Source organism: Microbacterium sp. B19 (assembly GCF_000333395.1).
In the GTDB taxonomy this organism is placed as follows: domain Bacteria; phylum Actinomycetota; class Actinomycetes; order Actinomycetales; family Microbacteriaceae; genus Microbacterium.
This window is the reverse complement of the sequence record NZ_BADA01000472.1, coordinates 1-11,712: the sequence shown is the minus strand read 5'-3', so window position 1 is coordinate 11,712 and position 11,712 is coordinate 1. Positions and strand designations below refer to the sequence as shown.

Here is an 11,712-nt window from a genome sequence, read left to right as displayed (position 1 = left end):
GATGCCTCTACGGCTCGGGTGTCCGAGGCGCAGTTGCGCTGCGCCCTGCGCGAGCTCGACCGGTCCGCCGCCGCGCTCGTGGAGGCGGGCCGAGCGCTCGCTCTGGTCCGACGACCGCCGCCGCCCGCCGTGACCTGGTGCCGCGATGCCCACGCGATCGCCGCCACCGCGGTCAGCGGGCCGACGCCCGGTCCGGCGAGCCGGTCGCAACCGTGGGAAGCGGCGATCCCCGCCCCGGGGACGCATTGGCAGTGACGGTCGCCACCTTCGCGGCGGGATGCCTCGTGAGCGTGGGGAGCTGGGCCGTGGTCCGCGCGCTCGGCTCGCGGCGCACGACACGCTACCGACGCCGGTAGAGGCGCGGCGCGGGGTATAGCGTGTCGCCGTGCGCGACGGATGGCGGGCCCGCCTGGGCCGCGGGGCCCTGGCGCTCATCGCTGTCGCGATCGTCGTGGCGATCCTGCTCGTCGTACTACCCGAGCCAGCCGCGGTCATGCTCGGGATCGCCCTGACAGCGTCCCTCAGCCGCAGCCAGCTCGAGCGGGATGCGCGAGGACGGCTCGAGTCGCTCGTCCTGCTGCCGGTGGTCGGCGTTGTCGGCGAGGCCCTCGGTGCGCTGCTGCGGGTGAGCCCGTTGGCGGGGGCGGCGGTGTACGTCATCGTGCTCGTCGGCGTCGTCCTCCTGCGCGATCGCGGACCCGCGTGGCGCCGCGCGGGATCGCTCGCCGCGACGACGTTCTTGGCGGTGCTGTTCCTGCCGGGCGGAGCCGGCGGCGGCCGCGGACCGCTCGTCGCCGTGGTAGCTCCGATCCTCATCGCCGTGCTCGCGTGGGTGGTCGTCACGGTCGTGCAGACGGTGGCCCGCGTCGTGGGGTTCCTCCCCCGCGACGTCGCACCGGCGCCCGCCACCCCGCCGCGGCGCGAGACCGCACGTCCGTCCGCCGCCGTCCGCGCGGCGGTGCAGCTCGCCGCCGCGCTCGTGCCGGCGTTCCTCGTCGGCGGCCTCGTCTTCGGCGCGCACGGGGCCTGGGTCGTGCTCAGCACGGTGATCGTGGCCTACCTGCCGAGGGGCCGAGCGGATGCCATACGCACGGGGCTGCATCGACTGGTGGGGGCCGCCGCGGGGTCGCTGGTGGCGCTCCTGCCCGCGGCAGCCCTCCCCGGGAACGACACCGTCCTCGTCATCGGGGCGCTCGCGGCCGTGGGATTCGGCATCCTGTTCCGCGATGTGGGGTACGTCGCGTGGGCCTTCGGCGTCACGGTCGCCCTGACCCTCCTTGAACGCCTCACCGGCGCGGCGACCCCGCTGATCGGGCAGCGGCTGGTCGAGATCGCGCTCGGCGTTGCCATCGGTCTCGCCGCCGTCGCGTCCGTGTATCCGGTGCCGACGACCGACGTCGTGCGGCTGCGGCTCGCCGCCGTGCTCGCGGCTGTCTCGGATCGTCTCGCGGCGACGGATGCCTCTACGGCTCGGGTGTCCGAGGCGCAGTTGCGCAGCGCCCTGCGCGAGCTCGACCGGTCCGCCGCCGCGCTCGTGGAGGCGGGCCGAGCGCTCGCTCTGGTCCGACGACCGCCGCCGCCCGCCGTGACCTGGTGCCGCGATGCCCACGCGATCGCCGCCACCGCGGTCAGCGGGCCGACGCCCGGTCCGCCGGCCCTGCGCCGTGCGGTGGGCGATGCTCGTCGTGTGTTGCGTACGCCCGCCGAGCTGGGACCGGCGCTCCGCCGGGCTGCGGACCCCGCCTGACACCGCCGGCGATCAGGCAGGGACGAACCGGACGTGCTCGGGCTCGATCGAGAACCGGATGCCGCCGCCGGGGGCGAGCCGCGCGGCGTCGGACACCGACACCTCGGCGGCCCCGCGACCGGTCACGACCCGCACGCCCGCCACGGTGGGCTCGAGGGACCGCACGACGGCATCCCAGCCGTTCGGGCCGTCGCCGAGTCGAACGTCGGCCGCACGGAAGACCGCCGCCAGCGCGGAGCCGTCGGCACCGACGAACGGCACCGTCGACCGCAGCCGCCATTCGCCCGCGTCCCACTCGCCCCGCGACGCAACACCCACCACTCGCTCGAGTCCGGCGATGCGCGCCGCGACGTCCGTCGCCGGTGCCCCCAGGACGTCCCGCACGGCGCCGGCCTGTGTCGCCCGTCCGCCCTCCATGATCAGCAGCCGATCGGCGAGGGCGGCCGCGTCGACGGCGTCGTGCGTGACGGCGACGGCGGTCACCCCGCCCAGGGCTTCGCGGAGCATCGCGCGGATCTCGGCGGCGGTCACGGCATCCAGGGCGACGAGCGGCTCGTCCAGGAGCACCGCCCGGGGCCGGGCGGCCAGCGCGCGCGCCACCGCGACGCGCTGCTGCTCGCCGCCGGAGAGTTCGGCGGGCCGCCGGTCGCCCACCCCGGGCAGACCCACGCGGGCGAGCCACGCGTCGGCGTCCGCGCGGGCGTCGGCGGCGGCCACACCCGCCGCCCGCGGGCCGAACGCGACGTTCTCCCGCACGGACAGGTGCGGGAAGAGGCGCGCGTCCTGCCCGAGCAGCACGATGCCCCGGCGCATCGGGTCCGTGCGCACGCGCGGGTGATCGGCGCGGTCGATCACGCGTCCATCGAGCGAGATCTCACCGCCGTCGAGCGGCTGGAGCCCCGCGAGGGCCTCGAGCACCGTGGACTTCCCCGCGCCGCTGCGCCCCATGATCGCCAGGGTCTCGCCCGGGGCGACGTCGAACGCGACGTCGACGGTGAACGCCCGCCGACGCACCACGACGTGCGCGGCCAGCGCGGCGCTCACGGCGCGCCCACCGCGGGCCGCCACCCGCGCACGAGGAGCAGCACCGCGATCGCGGTCACGAGCAGCAGCAGCGCCAGCGCGACCGCCGTGCCCTGCGCGACCCCGCCGCCGTTGAACGCGGTGTAGATCGCGAGCGGCATCGTCTGCGTGACCCCCGGCCGGTTGCCCGCGAACAGGGCCGTCGCTCCGAACTCGCCGATCGCCCGCGCGAAGCACAGCACGACGCCCGCGACGATGCCCGGCGCGGCCAGCGGCAGGGTGATCCGACGCAGGATCGTCGCGCGCGAGGCTCCCAGCGACGCCGCGGTCCGCTCGACGTCGACGCCGGTGCTGCGGAGCGCCCCCTCGACCGCGAGCACGAGGAACGGCAGCGCGACGAACACCTGCGCCAGCACGACGGCGACCGTGGTGAAGGGCAGGCTCAGCCCCCCGAACCACCCGTTCCGACCGAACAGGTACAGGAGCGCGACGCCCCCGACCATCGGCGGGAGCACGAGCGGAACCGTCACGACCGCGCGCAGGAACGCCGCGGTCCGGGGAGAACTGCGGGCGATGAGCAGGGCGAGCGGGATGCCGAGAACCGCGCACCCCGCGGTGGCCGCCGCCCCGGTCCCCAGCGACAGCAGCAGCGCCGAGCGCGCGGCATCCGAGGTGACGTCCGCCCAGAACGTGTCGGGCTGGACGCGCGCCACGAGCGCCACGAGCGGGACGAGCAGGAAGAGCAGCCCGGCCGCCGCGGGAACGACGAGCCAGCGCGGGACGTACCCCGCCCCGCTCACGGGGCGCGGAACCCGTCGGCGGCGAGGATCTTCTGCCCCGCGTCGGACAGCACGAAGTCGGTGAACGCCTCCGCGCCGACACTGTTCGCCGCGGTCCGCACCGTCGTGATCGGGTAGCGGTTGACGACGGCGTCCGCCCCGTCCGGGACGATCGACTCGACGTCGTCGCGCCCGGCGACGTCGGTCGCGTAGACAAGACCCGCGCGCGCATCGCCCGCGGCGACCTTCGTGAGCACGGCCGTGACGTTCTGCTCCGCGCTCACCGGCGTCACCGAGACGCCCGCGTTCTTCAGCAGCGTCGCCGAGGCCGCCCCGCACGGCACCTCCGCCGCGCACAGCACGGTCGGGACGCGCGCGAGGTCCGCCAGCGCTGAGACCGCACCGGGGTTCCCCTTCGGGACCGCGATGACGAGGGTGTTGGCGGCGAAGATCCGGGCGTCGGCCGCGAGGTCGCCGATCTTCGTCATGTTCTTCTCATCCGCCGACGCGAAGACGTCCGCGGGGGCGCCCTGCCCGATCTGCGTCGCGAGCGTGCTCGACCCGTCGTACACCGTGACGACATCGACCCCCGGGTGGGCGTCCTCGAACGCCGAGGCGATCTCGTCGAACGCCCGCTGCAGCGACGCGGCCGCGTACACCTGCACGGTGCCGGTCACCGGTTCCGCGGAGGACGACGACGGGCGACGGCGCCGCCGACGCGCAGCCCGTGAGCGACAAGGCCGCCGCGAGGCCGAGCGAAAAACGCAGGAGGCGCATGGGAGGGGTCCTTTCCGCGCGCCCGGGGCCCGCGGCATCCATTCTTCCGCATTCACGGAGTATGGGGCGACTCATCCCCGCTCGCGCGGCGTCTCCACGGTCACGACGGTCGCTTTCACGGATGCCACGGCGAGCGCGCCCGGCTCGAGCCCGAGCTCTTCGGCGGCCTCGGCCGACATCAGCGAGACGACGCGGTGCGGTCCGCACTGCAGATCGACCTGGGCCATGACCCCGTCGATCCGCACGCGCGTGACGATTCCGACGAAGCGGTTGCGGGCACTCGAGGAGATGCCCGTGGGGTCGTCGGGCTCGTCCGCGAGGGCGACCGCGCGGGCGGCGAGCGCCTCGCCGGGGATCTCCGCGGGCGTGGCGCCCGTCGTCGGCAGGATCCCCTGGTCGATCCAGCGGCGGACGGTGTCGTCGCTGACCCCGAGCAGCCGCGCCGCGGGCGCGATGCGGAAGGTGTTCGGCATGGCACGACGCTAGCGCGGCGCGGTCGATCGGCGCGATCGATCCGCGAGACTGCATGCAGCTGACAAGTCGGTTGCATGCTGCAGTGGGTTTGTCAGGCAGATGCAGTCTCGCGGTCCCGCCCGCCGCGGCGACCCTGGCGGGTCGAGGCTCGCCTAGGCTCGACCCATGGATGCCGTGCGCGAGACCGGGGCGCCCCGCGAGGGCGGTCTGCTGGACCGGTTCGGTCGCGTCGCCCGCGATCTGCGCGTGTCGGTGATCGACAAGTGCAACCTCCGCTGCACGTACTGCATGCCGGCCGAGGGGCTGCCGTGGATGCCGCAGCAGCAGCTGATGACGGGCGAGGAGATCGCGCGCATCGTCCGCGTCGCCGTGCGCGCGCTCGGTGCCGAGGAGCTGCGGCTGACCGGCGGCGAGCCGCTCGTGCGCAAGGACCTCGAGGACGTCATCGCGCGCATCCGCTTCGACCACCCCGACCTGCCGATCGCGATGACGACGAACGCGGTCGGTCTCGACCGTCGCGCGCAGGCCCTGAAGAACGCCGGGCTCACGCGCCTCAACGCCTCGCTCGACACGCTGCACCCCGAGACCTTCGCGGAACTCACCCGCCGCCCGCACCTCGACAAGGTGCTCGCGGGGCTCGAGGCGGCCCAGGCCGCGGGTCTCGGACCCATCAAGATCAACGCGGTGCTCCTCCGCGGAATCAACGACACCGAGGTCGTCCCGCTCGTCGACTGGGCGGTCACGCACGGCTACGAGATGCGCTTCATCGAGGACATGCCGCTCGACGGCGACCGGTCGTGGACCGAGACGCAGGTCGTCCCGGCCCGCGAGATCCGCTCCGCGCTCGAGGAGGTGTTCGACCTCGCCGCCGACCCCCGCGGCCGGGGTGCGGCTCCGGCCGAACGCTGGGAGGTGCGGCGCCACGGCGACCGCACGCTCGCCGGGCACGTCGGCATCATCTCCTCGGTCACCGAGCCGTTCTGCGCGGCGTGCACGCGCACGCGTGTCACCGCCGACGGCCGGATCCGCTCGTGCCTGTTCTCGCATGAGGAGACCGATCTGCTCACGGCGCTCCGCGACGGCGCGAGCGACGCGGACCTCGCGCAGATCTGGCGGGATGCCATGTGGCGCAAGCCCCGCGCCCACGGTTCCGACCGTGTCGGCCTGGCGCGTGCCGACTTCATCCAGCCGGAGCGCACGATGAGCGCGATCGGCGGATGATCCCGCTCGTCGAGCCGGTGGCGTCCCTCGCCCCCGAAGAACTCATCCGCACGGCCCGGCACGCCGTCCTCGCCGGCATCGGGGAAGAAGGACAGCGCCGTCTCGCGGCTGCGCGCATCGCCGTGGTGGGCGCGGGCGGGCTCGGCTCCCCGGTGCTGCTCGCCCTCGCCGCCGCCGGCGTCGGCGAACTGATCGTGATCGACGACGACGTGGTCGAGCGCACGAACCTGCAACGGCAGCTCATGCACCGCGTGGACGACATCGGCACGCCCAAGACGGACTCCGCCGCCCGGGCGATCCGCGACCTGTCCCCGCTCACCCGCGTACGGCAGGAGACGACCCGCCTCACCCCCGACAACGCGCGCGACCTCCTCGGCGACGCCCACGTCGTGATCGACGGCAGCGACACCTTCGACACCCGCAGCGCCGTGGCATCCGCGACGGACGAGCTCGGGATGCCACTGGTGTGGGGCGCCGTGCAGGAGTGGTCGGCGCAGGCCACCGTGTTCTGGTCGCGGCCCCCCGAGGGGCACGCCGCCGTGACGCTCGGCGACGTCTTCCCGCCCGACTCGGTCGGCGAGCCGCCGACGTGCGCGCAGGTGGGGGTGCTCGGTGCACTGTGCGTGCAGGTCGGCGGACTGCTCGCGACCGAAGCGATCAAGCTCATCACCGGCGCCGGTGAGCCGCTCCTCGGGCGCCTGGTCGTGATCGACGCGCTGCGCGCGCGCCAGGACGTCATCCCCCTCGCCGGAAGGACCCCGCGTGTCTGAGCTGCTGACCGTCGAGGAGCACCGCGCCCGCATCCTCGCCGCCGTGACGCCCGCGCCGACCGAGACCGTTCCGCTCGCCGACGCCGCGGGCCGCACCGTCGCGGCCGACGTGCACGCCCGGCACGACCTCCCCGGCGACGACAACTCCGCCATGGACGGGTTCGCCGTGCGCTTCACCGACGTCGAGGGAGCGGATGCCACCTCCCCGGTGCCCCTGCGCGTCGTCGCGGATCTGCCGGCCGGCACGTCGGACGACCCGGCGTTCGGCCCGGGTGAGGCGGTCCGCATCATGACCGGTGCACCCGTACCGTCGGCCGCCGACGCGATCGTCCCGTTCGAGGACACCGCGGGCGGCCTCGCCGACTCGCTCGGCACCGTCGAGGTGCTCCGCGCGCCGACCGCCGCGGGCGCGTTCATCCGTCGCCGCGGCGGAGACGTGCGCACCGGCGACGTCGTGCTGAGCGCGGGCGAGCGACTCGGGCCCTACGCGCTCGCGGCGGCCGCCGCGGCCGGCGTCGACCGTCTCGAGGTGCGCCGTCGTCCGCGGGTCGCCGTGGTGTCGACGGGGAGCGAGCTGGTGTCGCCCGGAACCGCCCCCGGCCGCGGCCAGACGCCGGACTCGAATGCGACGCTGCTCGCCTCGCTCGTCGCCGGGGCGGACGCCGAGGTCGTCCTCGTCACCCACGTGACCGATGAGGCCGGAACGGTCGACGCGGTCCTCGCGCACGCGGCCGAGGCCGACGTCGTCATCTTCACGGGCGGCGTGAGCGCCGGCGCGTACGAACCGGTGCGCCAGGCGCTGTCCGACCGCATCGCCTTCGTGAAGGTCGCGATGCAGCCGGGCAAACCGCAGGCGTTCGGCGCACTCGACGACGGGCGGCTCGTGTTCGGACTCCCCGGCAACCCCGTGAGCGTCGCGGCGTCGTTCGAGGTGTTCGTCCGGCCCGCGCTGCTCGCGCTCCAGGGCCGCGCGACCGTCGACCGCCGCCGCGCCCGGCTCGTGGCATCCGAGTCCTGGCGCACGCCGCCCGGCCGCCGCCAGTATCTTCCGGCGGCCGTCGACCTCGTCGCCGGGACCGTCCGACCGGCCACCGCGGGCGGCTCCGGCTCGCACCTCGCGGCGTCTCTGGCGCGCGCCGAGGCGTTCGCGATCGTCCCCGCCGAGGTGTCCGCCGTCGCCGTGGGCGACGCCGTCGATGTCATGCTGATTCCATGACCTTCACCCACCTGGATGCCGCGGGCCACGCCCGCATGGTCGACGTCACCGCCAAGCAGCCCACCGTCCGCACCGCGACCGCGCGCGGTTTCGTGCGCTGCAGCCCCGAGGTCATCGCCGCGCTCCGCGGCGGCACCGCGCCGAAGGGCGACGTCCTGGCCGTGGCGCGGATCTCCGGCATCCAGGCCGCCAAGTCGACGCCGGCCCTCCTGCCGCTCGCGCACGTCATCGGGGTGCACCGCGCCTCGGTCGACCTCGAGATCACCGACGACGGTGTCGAGATCGAGGCCACCGTCGGCACCGCCGACCGCACCGGCGTCGAGATGGAGGCGCTCACGAGCGTCTCGGTCGCGGCCCTCGCGATCGTCGACATGGTGAAGGGTCTCGACAAGGGCACGAGCATCGAGAACGTGCGGATCGTGTCGAAGACCGGCGGCAAGTCCGGCGACTGGCGCCGCCCCGGGGAGCCCGCGTGAGCGTCCGGGTGCGCTACTTCGCCGCCGCGGCGGAGGCGGCCGGAACGGATGCCGAGGATCGCGCCGAGGCCTCCCTCGCGGCGCTGCGCGCGGCGGTGCTCGCCGACCACCCCGCGCTCGTCGGCATCCTGGACCGCTGCGCGGTGCTCGTCGACGGCGAGCGCCGCGACGACGACGCACCCCTCGCCGGGGTCACGCACGTCGACGTGCTGCCGCCGTTCGCGGGCGGCTGACGCGTCACACCAGCTCGAGGTGAGCGACCAGCGACGGGGTCCGACGTTCGCGCGCGAGCGCTTCCACCGCGACGAGGACGTCCATCGACGGAGTGACCGCCCCGCTCAGGTAGGAGGTCATCCGCGGACGAGACGTCCCCAGCCGGGATGCCACTTCCGCCTGCGTGAGCCGGGTCTGGCGAAAGGCGGCGCGGAGCCGCTCCAGTGCCTCCTGCTCCGCGGTGCGTTGCGCGACGGCCAGCGCCGCGTCGATGAGCGCGACCGTGGCTCGGGACTCTGCAGCATCCCGCGCGTCGTCGTAGATCTCGCGCAGCGCGGGTTCGTCGGCGAGCGCGTCGATGAGCTTGCGCCAATCGCTCGGATACCCGCGGTCGATCGCAGCGAGCATGCCCTCGAATCCCCAGGCCTCGACGGGGTCGGCGGGGGTGGCGTCGATGTTCCGGAAACGCAGCGGCATGACTCTCCCTCAGACGAGATGGGCCGCGAGAACGCGGCATTCGGCGACGACGTCTTCCCAGTCGCGCCAGCGCGGGACGAGACCCTTGTACGAAGCCAGACCGGCGAGCACGCGATGGTCCTTCGGGGCCGGGTCGGCGAGTTGACGCGCCAGCTGCGCCTGGACCGGCTGGTCCTCCGGGTGCGAGGGGTCGGTGTAGTACTCGTCGATGCTCGCGAGCACCGCGCCGACGTGATCCGCTCCGAACGCCCCGGAGAGTGCCGCGACGTCGAGGTAGTCCCGCATCTGGTTGCGCTTGACGATGAGGAAGGCCTTGATGCGGGCGATCTCGTCGAGCGTCGGCACCGTGATCTCCCCACCGGAGGGGAGCGTGACGCGCTGGACCTCGAGCGGTCGACGGCGGATGAGCTGGCGTACTCCGGCCTCGATGCCCCCCAGTTCGCCGAGGATGATCTTCCCCGGCACCGCGCGGTTCAGCACGAAGTCGCCGTCCCGCTCCAGCGCGTCGAGCACGAGATCGAACCGGTCCTGCAGATCCGCGAGGACGTGGTCGTGATCGGTCGACATCCGGTGGCGGGCGTACAGTGCCGCGGCGGACCCACCGACCGGCACTGCATCCGGAACCAATTGCTGCAGACGCGCGTCGGACTCGAGAACCTCCTCGAGACCGCGGGGCAGGGAATCAGCCATGGGACGAAGGTATCATATTTGATACTTTTTCCCGGTCGTCGCGTGTCGAGCTCGTACCGATCGGCCGAACGCCGCTCCCCCATTCCTCGCCGGCGAAGTATCGACCGGACGAGGGAAAGGCGCCAGTGCCAGGATCGGGTGATGGCGGAGGCGGCACGATGAGGATGGCGATCGCGGGCGCGACGGAGACCGTCGGACGACACGTCCACCGAGTCGCCGCAGACCGCGGGCACGAGGTGGTGCCTCTGTCGCGGAGGCACGGTCACGACCTCACGAAGGGCGACGTCACCGATGCGCTGGCCGGGGTGAAGACGATCATCGATGTCACCGGCATCCAGACCCTCTCGCGTCGCCGTGCGACGACGTTCTTCGAGGCCGCGTCGCGGACCATCCAGGCATCCGGTACCTCGGCCGGCGTCGAGCACCTCGTGGCCTTGTCCATCGTCGGGATCGACGGCGTCGATGCCGCGTACTACGGAGCGAAGCTCGCGCACGAACGCGCGGTGGAGTCGGGCGATCTGCCGTTCACGATCGCGCGAGCCGCACAGTTCCACGAGTTCGCCGCGCAGACCGTTGCCCGCGGCTCTGTCGGCCCCGTCACGATGACGCCCACCGCTCTGCTTCGCCCCGTCGCGGCCCGCGAGGTGGCCGAGTACCTCGTGGATCTCGCCGAGAGCAACCCGCTCGGGCGAGCGCCCGACCTCGTCGGCCCCCGAGACGAGACCCTCATCGACATGGTCCGCAGCCTCCTCGCCCGCACTCGACTGAAGCGCATCGCGTGGGAGATCCCGCTCCCCGGACCCATGGGGGCCGCGATGGCTTCCGGCCGGCTGCGGGGAACCGCCGATGCCCGCCGTGGACGAGTGACGTTCTCGGACTGGCTACGCGATCAGCACCACGAGGGCGCGTAGATCACGCCTAGCCGCCCAGGCCCTTCCACGCCGTCGTGCCGTCGGCCTCGACCTGGCGCTTCCACACGGGAAGGTCGGTCTTGATCGTCTCGATCACGGTCCGGCACACCTCGAACGCCGCGGCGCGGTGACCCGACGCGACGGCGATGATGACGGCGGCCTCCCCCACGTCGAGGCGCCCGACGCGGTGGCTCACGGCCACGATCGCGTCGGTGCCCGCGGCGGCCTGCTCCGCGATGCGGTGGAGCGCGGCGGCCGCGTCGGGGTGCGCGCTGTACTCGAGCGCGACGACCGCGTCGCTGGCATCCGGGTCGGTGTTGCGCACGCGGCCGACGAAGGTCGTGACGGCTCCCGAGGCATCGTCCTCCACGGCGCGCAGGTGCGCGTCGAGGTCGAGCGGTTCCTCGGACAGGTGGGCGATGCGGACAGCGCTCATCAGTGGTCTCCTCCGGCGAGCTGGTCGAGGACGTGCGGGGCGAGCTCGGCGAGGACGGCGATCCCGGATGCCACGGCCCGCGTGGATCCCGGGAGGTTGACGACGAGAGTCGCGGGGTCGGCGATCCCGGCGAGGCCGCGCGAGATCACCGCCAGAGGGGTGTCGGCGAGGCCGCGGCGACGGAGTTCCTCGGCGATGCCGGGGAGCTCCCGGTCGAGCACGCGCGCCGTCCCCTCGGGGGTGCGGTCGGTCGGCGCGATGCCGGTACCGCCGGTGGTGACGACGAGCCCGGCGCCGGCGGCGACCGCGGCGCGCAGGGCGGCCTCGACGCTGTCGGCGCCGTCGGGCACGACGACGGGGTCGCCGCAGGCGAAGCCGGCGTCGCGCAGGAGCGACACCGCGAGCGGACCGCCGCGGTCTTCGCGGAGACCCGCGGCCGAGCGGTCGGACACGGTGATGACTCGGGCGGTGTGCGGCACCGGTCCAGCCTAGGCGCGCGCGT

Annotated in this window: 16 protein-coding genes; 8 read left to right on the top strand and 8 right to left on the bottom strand. The window is 74.0% G+C overall.

All coding sequences use genetic code 11. The annotated features are described in order from the left end of the window. Positions 1 to 255: hypothetical protein (locus I5G_RS26015; protein WP_187288866.1), on the top strand; the 255-nt coding region annotated here is incomplete at its 5' end. Between the two features lie 130 nt (positions 256 to 385). Beyond that, the gene (locus I5G_RS26010) at positions 386 to 1,747 is read left to right on the top strand and encodes an FUSC family protein (protein ID WP_022880066.1); all 1,362 of its coding nucleotides are present in this window, start codon (positions 386 to 388) and stop codon (positions 1,745 to 1,747) included. A 12-nt stretch (positions 1,748 to 1,759) separates the two neighbouring features. Here the strand turns inward: I5G_RS26010 and I5G_RS16585 are convergent, their stop codons facing one another. The 4 genes from I5G_RS16585 to I5G_RS16570 form a co-directional block, all read right to left on the bottom strand. Then, a complete protein-coding gene (locus I5G_RS16585) occupies positions 1,760 to 2,791 on the bottom strand; it encodes an ATP-binding cassette domain-containing protein (RefSeq protein ID WP_026096017.1) in 1,032 nt (343 codons plus the stop codon). Continuing rightward, on the bottom strand, positions 2,788 to 3,570 hold the full coding sequence (gene modB, locus I5G_RS16580) for a molybdate ABC transporter permease subunit (protein ID WP_022880064.1): 783 nt from the start codon (positions 3,568 to 3,570) through the stop codon (positions 2,788 to 2,790). The genes I5G_RS16585 and modB overlap by 4 nt, the downstream gene beginning before the upstream one ends. Next, positions 3,567 to 4,226: a molybdate ABC transporter substrate-binding protein gene (modA, locus tag I5G_RS23115; RefSeq protein WP_306305793.1), complete on the bottom strand. Its 660-nt coding sequence runs from the start codon at positions 4,224 to 4,226 to the stop codon at positions 3,567 to 3,569. The genes modB and modA overlap by 4 nt, the downstream gene beginning before the upstream one ends. Before the next feature lie 171 nt (positions 4,227 to 4,397). After that, entirely contained in the window at positions 4,398 to 4,799 is a 402-nt protein-coding gene (locus tag I5G_RS16570; protein ID WP_022880062.1) for a molybdopterin-binding protein, read from the bottom strand. Between the two features lie 166 nt (positions 4,800 to 4,965). On the opposite strand from I5G_RS16570, the gene moaA reads away from it, so the two are divergent. From moaA to I5G_RS16545, 5 genes are read left to right on the top strand one after another with little or no spacing between them, the layout of a single operon-like run. Beyond that, entirely contained in the window at positions 4,966 to 6,021 is a 1,056-nt protein-coding gene (gene moaA, locus I5G_RS16565; protein WP_022880061.1) for a GTP 3',8-cyclase MoaA, read from the top strand. Continuing rightward, positions 6,018 to 6,791, top strand: a complete 774-nt coding sequence (locus tag I5G_RS23110; protein WP_036328914.1) for a HesA/MoeB/ThiF family protein — start codon at positions 6,018 to 6,020, stop codon at positions 6,789 to 6,791. Before moaA ends, I5G_RS23110 begins: the two co-directional genes overlap by 4 nt. Beyond that, entirely contained in the window at positions 6,784 to 8,007 is a 1,224-nt protein-coding gene (gene glp, locus I5G_RS16555) for a gephyrin-like molybdotransferase Glp (protein ID WP_022880059.1), read from the top strand. The genes I5G_RS23110 and glp overlap by 8 nt, the downstream gene beginning before the upstream one ends. After that, positions 8,004 to 8,483 (top strand): cyclic pyranopterin monophosphate synthase MoaC, encoded by a 480-nt coding sequence (gene moaC, locus I5G_RS16550; protein WP_022880058.1) that lies wholly within the window; start codon positions 8,004 to 8,006, stop codon positions 8,481 to 8,483. The genes glp and moaC overlap by 4 nt, the downstream gene beginning before the upstream one ends. After that, on the top strand, positions 8,480 to 8,716 hold the full coding sequence (locus I5G_RS16545; RefSeq protein WP_022880057.1) for a MoaD/ThiS family protein: 237 nt from the start codon (positions 8,480 to 8,482) through the stop codon (positions 8,714 to 8,716). Before moaC ends, I5G_RS16545 begins: the two co-directional genes overlap by 4 nt. 4 nt (positions 8,717 to 8,720) lie before the next feature. On the opposite strand, the gene I5G_RS23105 is transcribed toward I5G_RS16545, so the two are convergent. Continuing rightward, positions 8,721 to 9,173 (bottom strand): helix-turn-helix transcriptional regulator, encoded by a 453-nt coding sequence (locus I5G_RS23105; RefSeq protein ID WP_022880056.1) that lies wholly within the window; start codon positions 9,171 to 9,173, stop codon positions 8,721 to 8,723. Between the two features lie 9 nt (positions 9,174 to 9,182). Continuing rightward, positions 9,183 to 9,863, bottom strand: a complete 681-nt coding sequence (locus I5G_RS23100; RefSeq protein ID WP_022880055.1) for a hypothetical protein — start codon at positions 9,861 to 9,863, stop codon at positions 9,183 to 9,185. 158 nt (positions 9,864 to 10,021) lie between these two features. On the opposite strand from I5G_RS23100, the gene I5G_RS16530 reads away from it, so the two are divergent. After that, complete coding sequence (locus I5G_RS16530; RefSeq protein ID WP_022880054.1) at positions 10,022 to 10,774, top strand: SDR family oxidoreductase; 753 nt, start codon at positions 10,022 to 10,024, stop codon at positions 10,772 to 10,774. A gap of 7 nt (positions 10,775 to 10,781) precedes the next feature. On the opposite strand, the gene I5G_RS16525 is transcribed toward I5G_RS16530, so the two are convergent. Beyond that, entirely contained in the window at positions 10,782 to 11,210 is a 429-nt protein-coding gene (locus I5G_RS16525; RefSeq protein WP_022880053.1) for a molybdenum cofactor biosynthesis protein MoaE, read from the bottom strand. Continuing rightward, positions 11,210 to 11,689 (bottom strand): molybdenum cofactor biosynthesis protein B, encoded by a 480-nt coding sequence (locus I5G_RS16520; protein ID WP_022880052.1) that lies wholly within the window; start codon positions 11,687 to 11,689, stop codon positions 11,210 to 11,212. The genes I5G_RS16525 and I5G_RS16520 overlap by 1 nt, the downstream gene beginning before the upstream one ends. Between the last annotated feature and the right edge of the window lie 23 nt (positions 11,690 to 11,712).

Bases quoted from the DNA above. Each gene is read 5' to 3' on its own strand.
- I5G_RS23100 (WP_022880055.1), bottom strand. From the start codon at position 9,863: ATGGCTGATTCCCTGCCCCGCGGTCTCGAGGAGGTTCTCGAGTCCGAC.
- I5G_RS16570 (WP_022880062.1), bottom strand. From the start codon at position 4,799: ATGCCGAACACCTTCCGCATCGCGCCCGCGGCGCGGCTGCTCGGGGTC.
- moaC (WP_022880058.1), top strand. From the start codon at position 8,004: ATGACCTTCACCCACCTGGATGCCGCGGGCCACGCCCGCATGGTCGAC.
- I5G_RS23110 (WP_036328914.1), top strand. From the start codon at position 6,018: ATGATCCCGCTCGTCGAGCCGGTGGCGTCCCTCGCCCCCGAAGAACTC.
- I5G_RS16530 (WP_022880054.1), top strand. From the start codon at position 10,022: ATGAGGATGGCGATCGCGGGCGCGACGGAGACCGTCGGACGACACGTC.
- I5G_RS16525 (WP_022880053.1), bottom strand. From the start codon at position 11,210: ATGAGCGCTGTCCGCATCGCCCACCTGTCCGAGGAACCGCTCGACCTC.
- I5G_RS23105 (WP_022880056.1), bottom strand. From the start codon at position 9,173: ATGCCGCTGCGTTTCCGGAACATCGACGCCACCCCCGCCGACCCCGTC.
- moaA (WP_022880061.1), top strand. From the start codon at position 4,966: ATGGATGCCGTGCGCGAGACCGGGGCGCCCCGCGAGGGCGGTCTGCTG.